The following is a 19,133-nucleotide window of genomic DNA, read 5'->3' as shown; positions in this document are numbered from 1 at the left end:
CGGGCCGAGGGGCTCTGGGGTCCAGCCTTGGGGGTTTACTAGAACATATGTTCGATTCTACGTCATCAGTGGTCATGGTGGTGCTGTTCCTGCTGATCGGTATGATCCTGGGAGGGTTGGCCGGGTATGCGCTGGGTCGCACCCAGGGCCGCAGGGCCGTCGGCATGGGGTCTGATAGCCAGGTGGATGAGCTGCGCTCGCAGCTGGATCAGGCCCAGGACCGGCTCCATGGATCCGAGGCGGCGTTGGTGGAGGCGCGGACCAAGGTGGATGGCCTGAACCGAGAGCTTTCCTTCGTCAAATCCCAGCTGGCCCAGGCCCAGCAGGCCGAGCAGATCAGAATTGAGCAGGAGCGCCGCCGTGCCCAGGCGCAGGAGGAGGAGAAACGCCGCAGGCAGGCTCAGAATCTGGAGGAGCAGAGCAAGGTGCTCTCGGCCCTGGCTCCCGTGCAGAAGAACCTGGACGCCCTCCAGCACAAGGTGGCCCAGATCGAGGAGGGTCGCAAGCAGGAGATGGGCTCCCTGGGACAGCAGCTGAAGAGTCTGGGCGAGCAGCAGGGGAGGCTGGACAAGGAGACCAGCTCCCTGGCTTCGGCCCTGCGCAACAACAAGGTGCGCGGCGCTTGGGGCGAGGCTCAACTCAGGAATATCGTCGAGTCTGCAGGGCTCTTGGAGCATGTGGACTTTGACACCCAGGTGGTGGTCACCGCCTCGGATGGACGTGTTCTGCGTCCCGACATGGTGGTCCACCTGCCCGGCGGCAAGACCATTCCCATTGATGCCAAGGCCCCCTATTCCGACTACCAGCGGGCCTGCGAGATCCCCGACACCGCTTCGGATGACGAGCTGCGCCGCCGGGACGAACTGCTCAAGGCGCATGCCCGGGCCCTGCGAGAGCACGTCAAGACCCTGGCTGACAAGGAGTACTGGAACGCCTTCGAAACGGCCCCGGACTTCGTGGTGGCCTTCATCCCCAACGATTCCCTTCTGCAGGCCGCCCTGGAGGTGGATCCCACGCTGATGGACGACGCCTTTGCCCAAAAGGTGGCCCTGACCTCGCCGGTGACCCTCTGGGCTGTGCTCAAGTCGGTGGCCTACGCCTGGCAGCAGCAGAACCTGTCCGAGGATGCCCGCACCCTCTTCACGCTCACCCACGAGCTCTATGACCGCTTTGTGGTTCTGGGCGATCGTGCCAACAAATTGGGGCGCTCCATCACTGCCACGGTGACTGCCTACAACAAGTTCGCCTCCTCCTTGGAGTCGCGGGTTTTGGTCACTGCCCGCAAGCTGCAGCAGATGGATCCTGCCAAGGTCATCGATTCGGTCGACATGATCGATTCGGACAAGGGCAACATCAGGGAGCTGACTGCCCCGGAGGTTCTTTCCGACCAAGGGCAGTGAGTGCCGCTTAGGGGCCTCCGGCGCTAGTGTGATAAGCATGAACGAGGCAACGAAGAGACAAGAGGGCTCATCCTTCAGGCCCACCGGGTCGCCGGATCTGATTGGGCGCGAATCTGGAACGGACCTGCCTGAGCCGGTCGATCAGCTGCGCGAACTCCTGGCCCAGGAGATCGGCGGGCGTCCCTTCACCGAGCTCAGCGGGGTCACCTTCCACCACCGCGGGGCTGAACTGGCCGGGCATGTTCTTTTGGATACTTTGGAAGATGCGGGCTATTCAGTTGATGATTTCGATGCGGTCGGAGCCCTGACTGCCGCTGCCGTGCCGCTGGCCGATGCCATGCTCCATGCCGCAGCCTCACGCGGTCAGGATCTGGACGCTTTCGTCATGGACTTCGTCTACCCCTCCATCAAGGGCCCATCCATCGAGGGCAGGCGGGTCATCCTGCTGGATGCCTGGCTGGGCCGGAAATCCTACGTGCAGACTTCATCCCTGGTCACCCTGGACAAGAACAACGAGCTCAATCTTGACTGCGGGATCATCCAGCGTCAGGGTGCAAAGACATTGGCCATCGCATCTCTGGTGGGTGGCCGGACCGATGGCAGCATTCAGGTGGTCGATCCGGTGGACGGATCCCGGCAACGGCTGCCTTTCATTTGCGCCTACCAGGAGGATCAGTTCGTCGGCGCGGCTGACGATTCCCCGGAGCGATCATGAGGGAGCCTGATCCAGTGACCCGAGCGGCCATGGCCTCAGATGAGCCGATCTTCCGCCAGGTGGGGGTCGGCCCCTGGCAGGAAGAGCATCCTGAGCAGCCCCTGCCGACGGACCCGCGCTATGACTGTGAACTGCTGGATCAAGGGGATCGCCGCAATGTCCTGGACCGGTACCGCTACTGGAAGGTAGAGGCCATCCGGGACGACTTGGATCGCCGGGGCCGTCATGATTTCGAAGTAGCTGTGGAGAACTGGACCCACGACTTCAATATCGGCTCCATGGTCCGAACCGCAAATGCCTTCGCCGCCCGCCGCGTCCATATAGTCGGTCCGCACAAATGGAACCGCAAGGGCTCGCTGATGACCGAGCTCTACCAGCACGTGGTCCACGACCCCGACGTAGCAACCATGGCGACCACCCTGCGAGAAGAGACAGCCGGGCAGGGGGAGCCCATGCCCCGTATGATCGCCATCGACAATGTCCCCGGGGCCGTCCCCATGGAAACATACCGCTTTCCTCGTCGTTGCCTGCTCATGTTCGGCGCCGAGGGGCCGGGGCTGTCCGAGAAGGCCTTGGAGCTGGCGGACGATGTGGTTTACATCTCCCAGTTCGGATCGGTGCGCTCCATCAACGCCGGGGCTGCGGCTGCCGTAGCCATGCACTCATGGATCTGCCAGCATGCCGGGGTGGCGGGTCAATCAGGCCAGGGGCCTCTGCCATGATCGTCGTCGACTCGCTGACCAAGCGCTACGGCTCCCACAAGGCACTGAACCGTGTCTCTTTCACGGCCAGGGACGGTCGGGTGACTGGGCTTGTGGGGCCTAAAGCCGCCGGTAAGTCGACCACTCTGCGCATCGCGTTGGGACTGGTTCGCCCTGATGCAGGCAAGGCCCTGTTCGATGGCCTTCCTTTCGTCCGGCTCTCATCGCCTATGCGGACGGCGGGGGCGGTATTGAATCCAAGCAAGGTCCACTCTGCCTGCAAGGCCAGGGATCACCTGCTGGCCTTGGCTGCGGTCAATGGCATTGATCATCGTCGGGTGGACCAGGTGCTTGAGATGGTCGGTCTGCAATCGGTCGCCGACAGGCCGACGGGATCCCTTTCTCTGGGGATGAGTCAGCGGCTGGCCCTGGCCGCTGCCCTGCTGGGTGAGCCGCACAACCTGGTTCTGGATGATCCCCTTGACGGTCTGGATCCGGAGGGAGCCGACCGGGTGAGAGACATCTGCCGCAGCCTCGCCTCACAGGGCAAGGCAGTCCTCCTAAGCTCCCGTAAGATTGACGAGGTGGCTCAAATCGCTGACGATCTGGTCATCATCGCCAAGGGGCGGATCTTAGAGAGAACGACCGTGGCCCGGTTCATCGGCGAGCACTCCCGTGACTCCATTTATGCGGTGACGCCGCAGCCTGACCGATTAAAGGCCGCCCTGGCCACGGCTGCCGGAATCAGCATCACCCGTCTGCCCCCAGACAAGAACTGTCCTCCGGATGCCGCCCGATTCCGCATCCAGGGTGCGCCTCTGGCTTCCACAGCCTCGATTCTGGCCCAGGAGGGTGTGGTGCTCTACGAGTTTCAGCAGGAGGAGGTTTCCCTGGAGCAGGCCTACAAGGGCTTCATCCACGGCAGAAAGAATGCGCGGCAGAGTGATCCGGAGGCACGGCCATGAGTGCCGACAATGGTCGCCGAGCCCGTCGGAGCCGGCGAGAGGTACCCGCAGGAACTGATTACGCAACTCCACGGCATGGTTCCGACTTCACTCGGCTGCGTCGAACCTCGGGGCTGCCCTTCCTGGATTCGCGTCGTCCATCCGGTCAGTTGACCCTTTCCGGGGCGGTCCGAGGGGAGCTGCGCAAGATGTTCTCCCTGCGATCGACTTGGGTTCTGCTGCTGATCATCACGTTGCTGCAGCCGTTGAGCACCGGCCTGATGGCTCGTGCGACCAGGGTTCTGGCTGGCTTGGACCGGCAGATCGATGACTTCCCAGCCCATCTTTTGTCTGCTTCCAGTGACGTTTTCTGGCTGGCCGTTGCTTCCGGCCTGTTTCCGGCCATGATCATGGCGGGCATTCTGGGGGTTCTGGTCCTTACGCGAGAGTTTTCTGGCGACACCATTGAGAGCACGCTGACGGCCAACCCTCGTCGAGGCATGGTCCTGCTGGCCAAGGGTCTTGCCTTGGCATTGCTGACTTGGCTGGCGGCACAGGTGGGCCTGCTGTTTGGCTGGATCCTGGCAACCCTGCTTCTGCCAGGCAAATCCGGCGCCTTGCCCGCCTGCAAGCCCGGACTGGCGCTGATTGATCTGCTGGGCGGCCCGCTCATGCTGGTCCTCTTTGCCTTGATGGGCCTGGGTCTGGGAGCCTTGAGTCGATCCAAGGCCGGCGGGATCGGCTTGTTCTTGGGGCTGACTGTGGTCCTGCCGCTGATTCTGTGCCTTCTGAGGGGTTTAATCCCTCATGCCGGCTGGCTGCAGACCCTCTTCAGGCTGACCCCTGCCAGTCTGCTGGGCACCTTCCTCTCAGGTTTGGGCTGGGCGCCAGAAGCAGGCATCGGATGGTGGCCGACCTGGTGGCAGGCGGGCCTGATTCTGACGGTCTGGACAGCCCTGTGCCGTGCTCTGGGAACCCTGGTCTTCCGGCGCGCAGACATCGTTTGACCCTGTCTTCTGCGTGTCATAGAGCACCCATATGATAAGTGGTATGCCAACTTTTACACGTGAAGAGATCAAGCACTTGGGCGATCTGGCCCGAATCGCCTTGACCGATCAGGAGGCCGACCGCCTCAAGGGCGAGCTCAATGTGATCGCCGATTCCATCACCAAGGTCCAGGAGGTGGCCGGCGATGATGTGCCCCCCACTGCCAATCCCATTCCTCTGGAAGCCTACCTGCGCCCCGATGAGGCTGAAGAGCCGCTGACCCAGGAGGCTGCCCTTTCGGGGGCCCCGGTCACCGAGTCGGGCATGTTTGTGGCCCCGCGCATTCTGGGTGAGGAGTGAGACGATGAGCGCACAGGAAGAATTGGTCAAGCAATCCGCCTCCGACATGGCCGCGCAGCTGCGGTCTGGGCAGGTCTCCAGCCGTGAACTGGTCCAGGCTCATCTGGATGTGATCGAGGCCGCCGAGCCCAGCATTGATGCATTTCTGCAGGTCAGCGCCGATCGGGCCCTGGAGCAGGCCGATGCCTTCGACCAGCGTCTGGCTCGTGAAGGCGCCGAGGGGTTGCCGGAGCTGGCTGGCGTTCCCATTGCCATCAAGGACATGATCGTCACCGAGGGCATCCCCACCACGGCCGCCTCCAGGATCCTTGAGGGGTGGGTGCCGCCTTACGATGCCACCGTCATCAAGAAGCTCAAGGCCGCGGGGATGCCCATTCTGGGCAAGACCAACCTGGATGAGTTCGCCCAGGGTTCCTCCACTGAGCACTCGGCCTTCAAGACCACACACAACCCCTGGGACACCGAGCGGGTCCCGGGCGGTTCAGGCGGCGGCTCGGCCTCGGCTGTCGGTGCCTTTGAGGCTCCGCTGGCCCTGGGCACCGACACCGGCGGGTCCATCCGCCAGCCCGGATCCCTGACCGGCACCGTGGGTGTCAAACCCACCTATGGCGGCGTCTCCAGGTTCGGGGCCATCGCCATGGCCTCCTCCCTGGATCAGATCGGTCCGGTTTCCCGGTCCGTGCTGGACGCGGCCCTGCTGCAGGAGGTCATCGGCGGCTATGACCGCCGAGACTCCACTTCCATTCCCAAGCCGGTTCCCCCTCTGGCACAGGCTGCTCGTCAGGGCCAGAAGCGCGATCTGAAGGGCCTCAAGGTGGGTCTGGTCAAGGAGCTGGGCGGCGAGGGCTATCAGCCCGGCGTCGAGGCCCGCTTCAACGAGGCCGTCTCGCTGCTGGAATCCATGGGCGCCGAGGTGGTCCAGGTCTCTTGCCCGCACTTCCCCTACGCGCTGGCCGCCTACTACATCATTATGCCTTCCGAGGTCTCCTCCAACCTGGCCCGTTACGACGGCATGCGCTACGGCTTGCGGGTCATGCCCCCCGAGGGCGTCCCCCAGACGGCTGCCAACATGATGGCTGCCACCCGTGAAGCCGGGTTCGGCGACGAGGTCAAGCGCAGGATCATCCTGGGCATCTACGCCCTGTCTGCTGGCTACTATGACGCTTGGTACGGCTCGGCCCAGAAGGTCCGCACCCTGGTCATCCGCGACTTTGAGAAGGCCTTCGAGCAGGCCGATGTCCTGGTCTCGCCCACGTCGCCGACCACGGCCTTCCGCTTTGGCGAGAAGATGGACGACCCGTTGGCCATGTACCTGAACGACGTGGCCACCATCCCGGCCAACCTGGCCGGCACTCCGGCCATGTCGATTCCTGCCGGGCTCAGCGAGGACGGGCTGCCTGTCGGCTTCCAGTTCTTCGCCCCCCAGATGCGCGACGAGGTCATGTACCGGCCTGCCGCCGCTCTTGAGGCTGCCCTGGAGGAGCAGTGGGGCGGGCCCATCTCCAAGAAGCTGTCCACCCCCTGGCTGGATGGCCTGGCTCAGGATTCGACCAAGTAGGCATCGGAAGGAAACGGAATCATAATGGCTGAAAAACTGATGAAGTACGCCGATGCCGTGGCCAAGTACGACCCGGTGTTCGGCCTGGAGGTCCATGTCGAGCTCTGCACCAACACCAAGCTCTTCTGCCCGGCTCATATCGAGTTCGGCGGCGAGCCCAACACCCAGCTGACCCCGGTCTCCCTAGGCCTGCCTGGCAGCCTGCCGGTGGTCAACAAGACCGCCATCGACTATGCGGTCAAGCTGGGCCTGGCTCTGCACTGCAAGGTCAACGAGTGGAGCCAGTTCGCCAGGAAGAACTACTTCTACCCGGACATGCCCCGCGACTATCAGATCTCCCAGTATGACAAGCCCCTGAATGGCGAGGGTTATCTGGACGTGGAGCTGGACGACGGCAGCATTTTCCGTGTGCCCATCGAGCGGGCCCATGTGGAGGACGATGCCGGCAAGAATACCCACGTAGGCGGGGCAGACGGCCGCATCGAAGGCGCCGACCACTCCCTGGTGGACTACAACCGTGCCGGTGTCCCCCTGGTCGAGATCGTGACCAAGCCCATCGAGGGCGCCGGGGCACGTACCCCCGAGGTGGCCGGGGCCTACGTGAGGGCCATCAGAGACATTGTCCGGGCCCTGGGCATCTCCCACGCCCGGATGGAGCAGGGCAACATGCGCGCTGATGTCAACGTTTCCCTGCACGCCGGGCCGGACGCCCCTCTGGGAACCCGGTCGGAGACCAAGAATGTCAACACCTTCAAGGGCATCGAGAAGACGCTGACCTACGAGATCCGCCGTCAGGCCGCCCTGCTGGAGTCCGGCGGGGAGGTGCTGCAGGAGACCCGCCACTGGGATGAGTCCACGCAGACCACTGCCGGCGGCCGGGTCAAGACCGATGCCAACGATTACCGCTACTTCCCCGACCCTGATCTGGTCATGGTCCATGTGACCAAGGACCATATCGAGGAGCTCAAGGCCCAGATGCCTGAGATGCCGCGCGAACGCCGCGCCCGTCTCAAGAAGGAGTGGGACTTCACCGACCGGCAAATGCAGGATGCGGTCAACGCCGATGCCGTGGATCTGATCGAGGACACGGTCAAGGCCGGCGCCACGGCTGCCGGAGCCCGCAAGTGGTGGCTGGGCGAGATTTCCCGCGAAGCCAACGCCCGCGGGGTCAGCCTGCAGGAGCTGCCCATCTCGGCTCAGGATGTCGCTGAAGTGGAGCAGCTGATTGCTGACGGCAAGCTCAATGACAAGCTGGCCAAGCAGACCGTCTCCGGCGTGTTGGCAGGCGAGGGCAAGCCGGCCGAGGTCGTCAAGAAGCACGGTTACCAGGTGGTTTCGGATGACGGGGCTTTGGACGCAGCCGTCGATCAGGCCCTCAAGGACAACCCGGACATCGTGGCCAAGCTCAAGGGCGGCAATATGAAGCCCATGGGCGCTATTATCGGAGCGGTCATGCGGGCTACCAAAGGTCAGGCCGATGCCAAGGCAGTCAGCAAGATCGTCATGGAGCGCATCGCTAAGTCCTGATCAGGCCCGGTCCGCCGGCCTGATTCCATCGGGCTCAGACCGGCGGACCTGCCCGGCTTCTCATGGTTTTCCCAGGGGCGAGGGATTACAATTGATTGCCATCGCAAGGTGGCGATCATGGAGGTGACGTGATGTCTATGAGCGGCAGGGGCAATGACCGACCGCAAACGCAAGCTGAGAGACCTGACGATGTGGCGAGCCGACAGCTGCCCGACCGAATCGAGATCCCCTATATCCGGGGCGAGATGTTGCACCTGCGTCCGGCGGTCATCGCCGATCTGACGGCAATGGATCAGCTGGAGGCCTTCTACAATTCCACCGGCATCACCGGTAAGGGACCGAACGCCGAACGAGCCGTCGTCAACGCCTGGGTGCGTAGGTCGGTGGCCTGGTCCAAGGGTCTGGCTGCCCGTGATTCTGGCGTGGGCGACCCCGAGTCCCGCCGCACCTTGGCCTGGGCCATGGTCACTGACGCGGACACCGACCAGGATGGCTCGCCCGATGCCGATGCCACCAAGGGAGTCATCGGCATGATCTTCCTGATCGACGTGGACGGCTGGTCGCGCTCAGCCAGGATCCAGGTGGTCCTGGGCAGGCACTTCCGCGGGCGCGGCTACTCCCGGGATGCCATGCCCAGAATCATGACCTACGGGTACGCTGCCGCTCCTACGGGTCTGGGCCTGCACCGGATCTGGGTGGCTGTGCCAGAGAAAAACACACGCTCCATCTCCGTCTACCAGTCCCTGGGATTCATGATCTCGGGCACCTCCCGTGATGCGCTCTGGGACGCCGAGAACGGCAAGTACCAGGATCAGATCGTCATGGACGCCTTGGTTGACGAGTATGATCCCATTCGTTCTCTGAATGCTTTCGGCATGCATGTCATCCGTGAAAATCCTGGCGTGGCCGAAGCCCTTGTTGCACACGGATACGCAGCGGATGAGGATGGCGGCATAAGCGAAGCCAAGTTTAAAGAGTCCACCTCGGCATCTCAGGATTCGCGGACATCAAGCGAACAGATCAGTCTGGCCCCGAAGAGTGGTTTGCATTCAGGAAAATCTGCTGATGGCCATGCGGGACCCGATGGCAGGAATGATGAGAAGGCGGGCCCTGGTCAGACGGACGCTGAGGATGCGGGGGAGGAGTCCGGTTCCGAAGAGTCTGTTGCCGGGCAGTCCGACGAGGAGCATACGGCCTCGGATTGGGCCTATGGGTCGGCTGAGGCCAAACGATCCAAACGCGCCTGGTGGCGTACGCTTGGCCATGGCCGTGATCGCGCGAATGGAGGTAGCCGATGAGTGCTGAGGATCTCGACAACTACGAGACCAACGCCGAACTGGCCCTGTACCGCGAGTACCGGGACGTGATCAAGCTGTTCACCTACGTAGTCGAGACTGAGAGGCGGTTCTACCTGGCCAACAAGGTGGACTTCAACGTCCGATCCGCTGGTCAGGACGTCTACTTCGATGTCCGGCTGACCGATGCCTGGGTCTGGGATGTCTACCGGTCCAGCCGGTTCGTCAAGAACGTCCGCATCGTCACCTTCAAGGATGTCAATGTGGAGGAAGTGCAGAAGACAGACATCGATATCCCCGATTCGTTGGGTTAAGCATCGCGCAAGGGCGAGCATCATCACGTTTGTTCCACGCAATGGCGGGAATTCGTGTGGGAAGTCCTTTGGCAGCCTCTGACTGGGGACGATCCGGGTACAGTGATGATGATTTTATATGGTTTTCAGGAGGTTGGCATGGAGCGCAAACAGTCCGTGATCGTCATCGGCGGAGGGCCCGCCGGCTTGACAGCGGCATGGGAACTGGTCAAGGACGGCGGCGACGAGCGCTATGACGTCACTGTGCTGGAGGCCACCGATGCCTTTGGGGGTATTTCCCGCACAGTTCGGCACAACGGCAACCGTATGGACATCGGTGGCCACCGGTTCTTCTCCAAGGATGACCGGATCATGGACTGGTGGAAGGAGGTCCTCCCCCTGCAGGGCGCGCCCTCCTATGACGATAAAAAACTTGGCCGCCACCACGACCTGGAGCCCGGCGGCCCCGACCCGGAAAAGACCGACCGGGTCATGCTCAAGCGTCATCGCGTCTCCAGGATTTACTGGAACCACCACTTCTTCGACTATCCCATCTCCTTGACGCTCAACACCCTCAAGGCCATGGGCTTCAAGCTGACCATGCAGGCCGGGTTCAGCTACCTGAAGTCCGTCGTCCACAAGCTGCCGGAAGACAACCTGGAGAACTTCTACATCAACCGCTTCGGTCGCAAGCTCTACTCCATGTTCTTCGAGGGCTACACCGAAAAGCTCTGGGGCCGCCATCCCCGCGAGATCAGCGCCGACTGGGGTGCCCAGCGGGTCAAGGGGCTCAGCATCATGGGTGTGCTCAAGAATGCTGTCCAAAAGCTGCTGCCCAAGAAGCGCGATGCCCATCAGGTCGAGACCAGCCTGATCGAGGAGTTCTGGTACCCCAAGCTGGGCCCGGGCCAGCTCTGGGAGACCGTGGAGCGTCGCAATGTGGAGCACGGGGTCCATGTGATCACCGATGCCCGTGTGATCGGACTGACTCAGAGCGAGGGCCGCATGACCGGTGTGATCTATCGCAACGCTGATGGCAAGGAAGTGACCCTGCAGGCTGATCAGATCATCTCCTCCATGCCCATCAAGGACCTGGTGGAGGCCATCGCCCACGAGGAGCCCTCCACCGACAAGGAAATGGTCAGGGTGGCTCAGGGCCTGCCCTACCGTGACTTCGTGACCGTCGGCCTTCTGGTCCGCCACCTGCGCATCCGCAACACCACCTCCATCAAGACCCTGGGCGACCCGCCCATCGTTCCCGACTGCTGGATCTATGTGCAGGATCCCGGCTACAAGATGGGCCGTATCCAGATCTTCAACAACTGGAGTCCCTACATGGTCAAGAATGTGGACGGCACTGTCTGGATCGGCCTGGAGTACTTCTGCAAGGAGGGCGACGACTTCTGGAGCATGAGCGATCAGGAGACCACTGATTTCGCCATCAAGGAGCTGACCCGGATGGGCATCATCAACGGCCCTACCGACGTGCTGGACTCGCACCGGGAGCGGGTGGTCAAAGCCTATCCGGCCTACTTCGACACCTATGCCCAGATGCCGGAGCTGGTCAAATGGCTGGACTCCTTCGGCAACCTCTACTGCGTGGGCCGCAACGGGCAGCATCACTACAACAACCAGGATCACTCTATGGCCACATCCATGGAAGCTGTGGCCAACATCAAATCGGGGCGCGCCGACAAGACCAACGTCTGGAACGTCAACACCGAGAAGTCCTACCACGAGGAGAAGTAGGCAAACCTTAACCTTCGTTTTCTTCCAAGCCTCCGGCCGCAGGGTCGGGGGCTTGGTATTTTATGACAGGGCGATGGCTGGCGCCTTCAGGGGCAGGCCCAGCAGCTGTGAGAAGAAGGCCACGCTCTCGCGGACACGTTGACGGACCACCTCTCTGATCTGCGGGTGGCCGGCGGCTCCTCTGCCATTGCTGACGATGGACGAGAGCCCGTCTGCCATCAGCCAGGCCACAGTGCGGGTGCTGGCTGTTTGGATCAGCTGGGTCTGCGGCAGGTCGCCCCGATCCAGCCAGCGGTCCAGGGCCTTGGTCAAAGGATCGATGATCTGTCTGACGAAACCCTCCATCACATTGCTGTTGGTGCTCAGGTAGCTGTACCAGTTGGCCTTGTCCGCGAAGATGACGTCCATCTTCCAGATGGCCCGTATCAGATGCGGGCAGATGTCGTCCAGCGCCTCTTGAACGCTCAGATCAGGGTTCTGCAGAATGTCGACTACATGGTCCACGTAGGAAGCCAGGTAGGTGCGCACGCAGGCATCTACCAGGTCGTCCTTGGATTTGAAGTAGTAATAGAAAACGCTCATGCCCACGCCCTTGCCGTGGTTCATGGCGTGGATTACGTCGCGCAGGGAGGTGTTTGCGGCGCCTTTCCGGTCGAAGACCCGCATGGCGGTGGTTACGAATTCGCTCCGCCGTTGCTCACGCAGAGATGATCGGTCATTCATATGCCCAGTCTAGAGGCTTATCCATGAATTTTTGGACACGCAGGCTCTTCCTTGCACCGGTCGGGCACTCGTTGTAGGCTTATGGAAGTTCGATAAGCCGAGTCGGCATCGAATTTTCATGAGCGGTACCCCCGCACTATTCTCAAGCTATTTGCCTAGCCTAATTAGGCATAGCGAAGGAAAGGCATTACAACAGTGGCAACAAGCCAAGATATTCATTCCATGAAGCTGCCCGAACTCAAGGAATTGGCCAGGCAGCTGGGGTTGCGCGGTATTTCCGGCATGCGCAAGCCTGTCCTGATCGAGACGATCGAGGCGGCACGCTCGGGCGGCAAGGCCCCTGAGGGAGTAACCGTGGGCAAGCCCAAGGCTGCGGCCGCCGTGGCCAAGGGGGGCCAGGCCGCCGAACAGCAGCAACCGACAAAGCAAGAGGCGAAGTCCTCAGCGGAGGGCGGACAGGAGTCTACGGAGACCAAGGAATCCAAGGATGATCGTCCTGTCGGAGACCTCTTCGATGTTTTGGGCATTGACGATCATAAGAGCGGTCATACCGAGCACCGGAACCGCTTCCCCCATACTGTGGCCGACGAGGAAAACGTGGTCATATCCCGTCGCCGTCACCGCGGCACGGATTCATCCCGAGGCTCCCACACCAACCGTGGCCGGGGCGAGCGTGAACATGGTGAGGAGCGCGAAGGCTCAGGCTCCGGTTCAGTGCGCAATTTGGACGACATCCTGGCAGCACTGCCCTCACGGAATGACCGTCCTCGTCGGCGCAGCTACGAGGATCGCGGCGATGAAGGGCGCGACTACCGCCACAACGGCTATGATCGCAGAAACCGGGGCGATCGCAATGACCGCAATGATCGCAACGACCGACGCAACCGCAACAACCATCGCGGCAGCGGCCGGGATCGTGACTATGAGCCCAGGGAGAATTTCAAGCCCGAGGATCTGGTCCCTGTGGCCGGCATTGTGGATGTGCTGGACTCCTACGCCTTCGTGCGCACCTCCGGCTACCTGCCTGGCCCCAACGACGTTTACATCTCCATGGGTCAGGTCAAGAAGTACGGTCTGCGCAAGGGCGATGCCGTGCACGGATCCATTCGTCCCCCCCGCGAGGGCGAGCATCGCAATCAGCGGCAGAAGTTCGTTCCCCTGCAGGCCATCGACACCATCAACGGTATGAGCGTGGAGGATGCAGCAGGGCGTCCTCACTTCAACAAGCTGACCCCCCTCTACCCGCAGGAGCGTATGCGGATGGAGACCCAGCCCAAGAACATCACCGGTCGCCTGATCGACATCGTCGCCCCCATTGGCAAGGGTCAGCGCGGTCTGATCGTTTCGCCGCCCAAGGCCGGCAAGACCCTGACCCTGCAGTCCATCGCCAACTCCATCACCGCCAACAACCCCGAGGTGCATCTGATGGTGGTCCTGGTGGACGAGCGGCCCGAGGAGGTCACCGACATGGAGCGCACGGTCCAGGGCGAGGTCATCTCCTCCACCTTCGACCGCCCAGCCAGCGATCACACAACCGTGGCCGAGCTGGCCATCGAACGGGCCAAGCGCCTGGTGGAGCTGGGACAGGATGTGGTGGTCCTGCTGGACTCCATGACCCGTCTGGCCCGAGCCTATAACATCTCAGCTCCCGCCTCCGGCCGCATTCTCTCCGGCGGTGTGGACGCTCAGGCCCTCTATCCGCCCAAGCGCTTCTTCGGCGCCGCCCGCAACATCGAAAACGGCGGCTCCCTGACCATCATTTCCTCAGCACTGGTGGAGACCGGGTCCAAGATGGACGAGGTCATCTTCGAGGAGTTCAAGGGCACCGGCAACATGGAGCTGAGGCTGACCAGGGACCTGGCCGATAAGCGCATGTTCCCTGCCATCGACATCAACGCTTCCGGCACTCGGCGCGAGGAGCTGATCACCGCGCCCGAAGAGTTGGCTGTGGTCTACCGGCTGCGTCGCCTCCTGGGCGGCATGGAGACCGAGCAGGCCTACCAGACTCTGGTACCCAGGCTGAAGAAGACGGTCACCAACCGGGACTTCCTGTTGGCTATCAACCAGTCCATGCTGGCTCAGAAGTAGGACTGAGCAGGCGAACATGCGCGCAACCCGGTCCAGGGTTGTAGCCTACAGTTCGCCCTAAGCCACAGATTAACAGGGGCAGGGTGTCGGCAATCCGATACCCTGCCCCTGTTTTGTGCCCCGATGACACATCAGAGGTCAGCGGTTAAGATATAGGCGTTTTCTATCGACGACTTTCCTTACGGCTTCTACTATGTCTTTTGCGGTCATTCCATACTGCTGGGCCAAGTAGTCCTGGTCGCCGACCTGGCCGAATCGATCGTGTACACCAATGAATTCGATAGGAACCGGACAGCTGCCTGCCACTGCTTCGCTGACGGCAGCACCTAGGCCTGTGTTGACATTGTGGTTCTCGGCGGTCACGATGGCCCCAGTCTGTTGGGCTGCATCGATCACAGCCTGATTGTCCAGTGGCTTCCAGGTGAACATATCAAGGATGCGGACGGCTATGCCTTCATCGCTGAGAGTGCGGGCGGCTTTGATGGATTCAGCCACGCAGACGCCGCTGGCGATGATGGTCGCCTGTGCATCGAACTGGTTCATGACCTGCACAGCTTTTCCTATTTGGAAGGAAGTTCCCTCCCGATAGACCTTGACGCACTGCTTGCGTACCAGCCGCATGTATTGCATGCCGTAGTTTTGAGCCATCCAACCCATTATCCACTTCAGCATGGTGATGTCGGTGGCTTCCAGAACGGTCATTGAGGGGATACCCCTCATGATCCCCATATCCTCGAAGGACATGTGGGTGCCGCCGTTGGTCTTGGCCGTGATCCCCGGGTCGGAGCCAATGAGTTTGACATTGGCCTTGCTGTAGGCGCCGGAAATGAAGATCTGGTCCATGGCTCTCCGGCTCATGAAGGAAGCGAAGGTGTGCGCGAAGGGTATTTTTCCGGTCAGGGAGAGCCCTACCGCAGTGCCGATCATATTGGCTTCCTGGATGCCGCAGTCCACCGTCCGTTCGGGGTAGGCTTCCTGGAAGGGCTTAGTGCCCATAGCGCTCATCAAATCAGCATCCAGCAAGACCAGGCGTTCCTCGTCGGCCGCCAGATCGAGGAGGCATTGGCAGAAGGCCTGTCGCATTTCCTGTTTCTCATTTTTTAATGTACACTCTATCATTCCTGTTCCCTCTTCATCTGTCCTTGTGCAATTGGGTTCGTGCGCATGGATCCCACACTCAGGCTGCATCCATCATTGTTTGGATTTCAGCCAAGGCCTGGTCGCGCTCCTGCTCGTTGATTGATGTTGAATGGCTCTTTGGAGTTCCGGCAATCTCGGACCATCCCAGGCCTTTGACCGTGTGAAGCACGATCATTGAAGGTTGACCGTCGGCCTTTCCGTCCTTACTGCTGACTGCTTCCAGAGCTTGAAGGATGGAGGGGACGTCATTGCCGTCAGGAACGTCGACGACCTGCCATCCAAAAGCCTCGAACTTGGCTGCGGCATCTCCCATGGAGCAGATGTCTTTGCAGTATCCGTCCAGCTGTAGGCCGTTATAGTCCATGAAGGTAATCAGATTGCCAAGGCGATGCTGAGCGGCAAAGAGGGCCATCTCCCATATCTGCCCCTCTTGGCTCTCGCCGTCTCCTATGACCAGATAAACCTTGTTGTCTCGGCTATCCATTTTCAGCCCCAGGGCAACACCGGCGGCTACCGAGGCTCCCTGACCAAGGGATCCGGCGGTTACGTCCACCCCGGGAACCTTGAGCCTGTCGGCATGACTGGGAAGGTTGGTTCCGTTGCGGTTGAGGGTATTCAACCAATCCATGGGGAAATATCCGCGCAGGGCGAGTGTGGCGTACAGGGCCGGGGCACAGTGGCCCTTGGAGAGGACAAACCAGTCCCGGTCGGCCCACTGCGGATCCTCGGGTTTGATGTTCATCTCATGTCCGTATAGGACGGCCAGGAGGTCGGCTATCGACAGGGATCCTCCAACGTGGCCGGTTCCGAAGGCTGCAATTTCCTTGATCGTCTCCTGTCTGATCCGACCAGCGAACTGTTTGAGTTCCCTGACCTTGTCCGCATCAGTGTTTTCGTTCATATTGATTTCCTTACTGTTTATGTAGATTGGCCCTTGTTGTAGTGGTGCCTGGTTTCTTCCTGATCGCCGTCCTACCTGCGCTCGGGCGCATGCCTGCCCAGACTGGCCTGGGCGGCAGCTAGTCTTGCCACTGGTACCCGGTAGGTTGAGCAGGATACATAGTCCAGGCCAATGCGATCGCAGAATTCGATGGAGGAGGGATCCCCGCCGTGCTCGCCGCATATGCCAACCTTCAGGTTCGGACGGGTGCGTTTGCCATACTTCACGGCTATCTCAACCAGCCTGCCGACTCCTGCCTGATCCAGGTGGGAGAAGGGGTCCTCCTGCAGAAGCCCCTTGTCGTAATAGTCCTGAAGGAAGGAGCCAGCATCGTCTCGGCTCAGTCCGAAGGTCATCTGGGTAAGGTCATTGGTGCCGAAAGAGAAGAATTCGGCGCCGGCTGCTATATCGCCGGCCAACAGTGCCGCCCTGGGGGTTTCGATCATGGTTCCGACTGAGCAGTACATGGGAAGCCCGGATTCCTTGATGACGCGGTTCGCCGTCTCCTCCACGATTTGCTTGACATATTCGAATTCCGCCGGCTCGCTGACTAGAGGCACCATGATCTCTGGAGCAAGGGACCAGTCAGGATGTTGGCGCTTGACCTGGATTGCGGCTTCCACTACGGCCCGGGTTTGCATGCGGGCGATGGCAGGGTAGGTGACTGCCAGACGGGAGCCGCGGTGCCCCAGCATGGGATTGACTTCGGTCAGTTCGTCAGCAGTGTCTTTGATCTCCTCAGCCGTATGCCCGGTCGCCTTTGCCAGGGCTTCAACAGCCTGAGCGGTTTTGGGCAGGAACTCGTGCAGGGGCGGATCAATCAGCCTGACAGTCATCGGCCTCCCGCCTAAGGCCTCATACATGGCGGTAAAGTCCTCGCGTTGCATAGGCAGGAGGGCATCGAGCGCTTCCTGACGTTCTTCTTCGTCTGTGGCCACTATCATCCGCCTGATGGCTTCAATGCGATCAGGCTGGAAGAACATGTGCTCGGTGCGACACAGGCCGATTCCTTCAGCACCCAGCTCCTGTGAGCGTCGTGCGTCTTCCGGCGTGTCCGCGTTGGCCCTGACCTCCATGCGACGGAAACGGTCAGCCCATGACATCACGCGTGCGAAGGGTCCGGTCTCGCGGGAGGGGAGTGTGGTCAATTTTCCGGCATAGACCTTCCCGGTTTCCCCATCCAGGGAGATCCAATCGCCTTCCTTTATATCTTGGTCTGCCAGGCGGCAACCGCCATCATCTGTGAATTCCAGGCTGGACAGGCCCGACACGCAGCAGCGCCCGATGCCCCTGGCCACCACGGCGGCGTGACTGGTCATGCCCCCGCGGGAGGTCAGAATCCCCTCTGCATGGTGCATGCCCACGATATCCTCAGGCGTGGTGTCATGTCTGACCAGAATCACCTGTTCGCCGCGCTTGCTCCAAGCCTGTGCATCCTCGGCTGAGAACACCACCCTTCCAGTGGCTGCTCCAGGTGAGGCGGGCAGGCCGGTTCCAAGCTCCTTGCCGGTTTGCAGGGCGTCTGGGTCGAAGCGAGGGTGCAGAAGCGCGCTGACCTGCAGGGGGTCTATTGAACTTACCGCGTCCTCCTGGGTGAGCACGCCTTCATCGACCAGATCGCTCGCTATCTGGAAGGCAGCCTGAGGAGCGCGTTTGCCGTTTCGCGTCTGCAGCATGTAGAGCCGGCCCTCTTCGATGGTGAACTCCATGTCCTGCATATCCCGGTAATGGAGCTCAAGCTTGTGGGCGATATCGACAAAGGTCTGGTAAATCTCGGGGCTTCGCTCGGAAAGCGTGCTGAGTGGTTCAGGGGTGCGGATTCCCGCCACAACATCCTCGCCCTGGGCATTCATCAGATACTCTCCGAATAAGCCCTTCTCGCCGGTAATCGGATTTCGGGAGAAAGCCACTCCGGTTCCGGAGTCCTGCGACAGGTTGCCGAAGACCATGCGTTGCACTGTCACGGCGGTGCCCAGGTCGTCGGGGATGCCGTTGATCTGTCTGAAGTAGACAGCCCGCGGGTTGTTCCAGGATCGGAAGACTGCCTTGATGGATTCGAAGAGCTGGATGGTAGGATCGGTCGGGAACTCACGGCCTTCTTGCTGCTTATAGTCGTCCAGAAAACTGCGGGCCAGCCATTCCATGTCCTCGGCATCCAGGTCGTTATCGCTGCTGACCTGTCGCTCGGCCTTGCGCGCGGAGAGGCGCTGTTCGAAGATGTCCTCGGGAAGGCCCATCACTACATTGCTGTACATCTGAATGAATCGACGGTAGGAGTCCCAGGCCCAGCGGGGATTGCCTGTCTTGCTGATCAGAGCCTGCACCACCTCCTGGTTGAGTCCCAGATTGAGGATGGTGTCCATCATGCCAGGCATCGAGACCTGCGCTCCTGATCTGACCGATACCAACAGGGGATTACCGCCGTCTCCGAGTCGTTTGCCAGTAGCTTTCTCCAGATCAGACAGACTGCTCAGCACCTGCTCGCGGATTTCCTGGTTGATGTCATTGGAACCGGATAGATAGCTTCTGCAGGCTCGCGTGGTGATAGTGAAACCCTCTGGCACAGGCATGCCGAGTTTGGTCATCTCAGCCACGCCGGCTCCCTTGCCTCCCAGCAGATCACGCATGGAGGCATCGCCTTCGGACAGCTTGTATACGAATTGTTCTCTAGTGTTGCACATAGCATTTCCTTCATTGGATCGATGACATTGGA

At 61.1% G+C, this 19,133-nt stretch carries 16 protein-coding genes; 12 read left to right on the top strand and 4 right to left on the bottom strand.

Annotated features, from left to right (window positions below; translation table 11 throughout):
- The first annotated feature begins 47 nt into the window (after window positions 1-47).
- From rmuC to P273_RS0102550, 11 genes are all read left to right on the top strand, one after another.
- Window positions 48-1,400 carry a DNA recombination protein RmuC gene (gene rmuC / locus P273_RS0102600; RefSeq protein WP_024626932.1) on the top strand — a complete coding sequence of 451 codons (1,353 nt, stop codon included), beginning with the start codon at window positions 48-50 and terminating at the stop codon, window positions 1,398-1,400.
- A 37-nt stretch (window positions 1,401-1,437) separates the two neighbouring features.
- The gene (locus P273_RS09200; protein ID WP_045924914.1) at window positions 1,438-2,115 is read left to right on the top strand and encodes an orotate phosphoribosyltransferase; all 678 of its coding nucleotides are present in this window, start codon (window positions 1,438-1,440) and stop codon (window positions 2,113-2,115) included.
- Window positions 2,112-2,837 (top strand): TrmH family RNA methyltransferase, encoded by a 726-nt coding sequence (locus P273_RS0102590; protein WP_024626930.1) that lies wholly within the window; start codon window positions 2,112-2,114, stop codon window positions 2,835-2,837. The genes P273_RS09200 and P273_RS0102590 overlap by 4 nt, the downstream gene beginning before the upstream one ends.
- On the top strand, window positions 2,834-3,781 hold the full coding sequence (locus P273_RS0102585) for an ATP-binding cassette domain-containing protein (protein WP_024626929.1): 948 nt from the start codon (window positions 2,834-2,836) through the stop codon (window positions 3,779-3,781). The genes P273_RS0102590 and P273_RS0102585 overlap by 4 nt, the downstream gene beginning before the upstream one ends.
- Complete coding sequence (locus P273_RS0102580; protein WP_155804671.1) at window positions 3,778-4,767, top strand: ABC transporter permease subunit; 990 nt, start codon at window positions 3,778-3,780, stop codon at window positions 4,765-4,767. The genes P273_RS0102585 and P273_RS0102580 overlap by 4 nt, the downstream gene beginning before the upstream one ends.
- Window positions 4,768-4,810: 43 nt before the next feature.
- Entirely contained in the window at window positions 4,811-5,107 is a 297-nt protein-coding gene (gene gatC / locus P273_RS0102575) for an Asp-tRNA(Asn)/Glu-tRNA(Gln) amidotransferase subunit GatC (protein ID WP_015022515.1), read from the top strand.
- A gap of 4 nt (window positions 5,108-5,111) precedes the next feature.
- Window positions 5,112-6,665 (top strand): Asp-tRNA(Asn)/Glu-tRNA(Gln) amidotransferase subunit GatA, encoded by a 1,554-nt coding sequence (gene gatA / locus P273_RS0102570; protein ID WP_024626927.1) that lies wholly within the window; start codon window positions 5,112-5,114, stop codon window positions 6,663-6,665.
- A gap of 24 nt (window positions 6,666-6,689) precedes the next feature.
- Complete coding sequence (gene gatB / locus P273_RS0102565; RefSeq protein ID WP_024626926.1) at window positions 6,690-8,192, top strand: Asp-tRNA(Asn)/Glu-tRNA(Gln) amidotransferase subunit GatB; 1,503 nt, start codon at window positions 6,690-6,692, stop codon at window positions 8,190-8,192.
- Between the two features lie 245 nt (window positions 8,193-8,437).
- Window positions 8,438-9,490: a GNAT family N-acetyltransferase gene (locus P273_RS0102560; RefSeq protein WP_253269556.1), complete on the top strand. Its 1,053-nt coding sequence runs from the start codon at window positions 8,438-8,440 to the stop codon at window positions 9,488-9,490.
- The gene (locus P273_RS0102555; protein WP_015022511.1) at window positions 9,487-9,801 is read left to right on the top strand and encodes a DUF2469 domain-containing protein; all 315 of its coding nucleotides are present in this window, start codon (window positions 9,487-9,489) and stop codon (window positions 9,799-9,801) included. The genes P273_RS0102560 and P273_RS0102555 overlap by 4 nt, the downstream gene beginning before the upstream one ends.
- Window positions 9,802-9,939: 138 nt before the next feature.
- On the top strand, window positions 9,940-11,529 hold the full coding sequence (locus P273_RS0102550) for an NAD(P)/FAD-dependent oxidoreductase (RefSeq protein WP_024626924.1): 1,590 nt from the start codon (window positions 9,940-9,942) through the stop codon (window positions 11,527-11,529).
- 60 nt (window positions 11,530-11,589) lie between these two features.
- Here the strand turns inward: P273_RS0102550 and P273_RS0102545 are convergent, their stop codons facing one another.
- Window positions 11,590-12,252: a TetR/AcrR family transcriptional regulator gene (locus P273_RS0102545; protein ID WP_024626923.1), complete on the bottom strand. Its 663-nt coding sequence runs from the start codon at window positions 12,250-12,252 to the stop codon at window positions 11,590-11,592.
- Between the two features lie 195 nt (window positions 12,253-12,447).
- Here P273_RS0102545 and rho point away from each other — a divergent pair, with 195 nt between their 5' ends.
- A complete protein-coding gene (gene rho / locus P273_RS0102540; protein WP_024626922.1) occupies window positions 12,448-14,340 on the top strand; it encodes a transcription termination factor Rho in 1,893 nt (630 codons plus the stop codon).
- 138 nt (window positions 14,341-14,478) lie between these two features.
- Here the strand turns inward: rho and P273_RS0102535 are convergent, their stop codons facing one another.
- The 3 genes from P273_RS0102535 to ppdK form a co-directional block, all read right to left on the bottom strand.
- Complete coding sequence (locus P273_RS0102535) at window positions 14,479-15,423, bottom strand: transketolase family protein (protein ID WP_216476350.1); 945 nt, start codon at window positions 15,421-15,423, stop codon at window positions 14,479-14,481.
- A 94-nt stretch (window positions 15,424-15,517) separates the two neighbouring features.
- Window positions 15,518-16,381, bottom strand: coding sequence for a transketolase (locus tag P273_RS0102530; protein ID WP_024626920.1), 864 nt, complete (start codon window positions 16,379-16,381; stop codon window positions 15,518-15,520).
- A 71-nt stretch (window positions 16,382-16,452) separates the two neighbouring features.
- Entirely contained in the window at window positions 16,453-19,101 is a 2,649-nt protein-coding gene (ppdK, locus tag P273_RS0102525) for a pyruvate, phosphate dikinase (RefSeq protein WP_024626919.1), read from the bottom strand.
- Window positions 19,102-19,133 lie beyond the last annotated feature (32 nt).

The sequence above is a fragment of the Bifidobacterium sp. A11 genome (assembly GCF_000499185.1).
Classification (GTDB): Bacteria; Actinomycetota; Actinomycetes; order Actinomycetales; family Bifidobacteriaceae; genus Bombiscardovia; species Bombiscardovia mizhiensis.
This window is presented reverse-complemented; position numbering and strand designations above follow the sequence as displayed.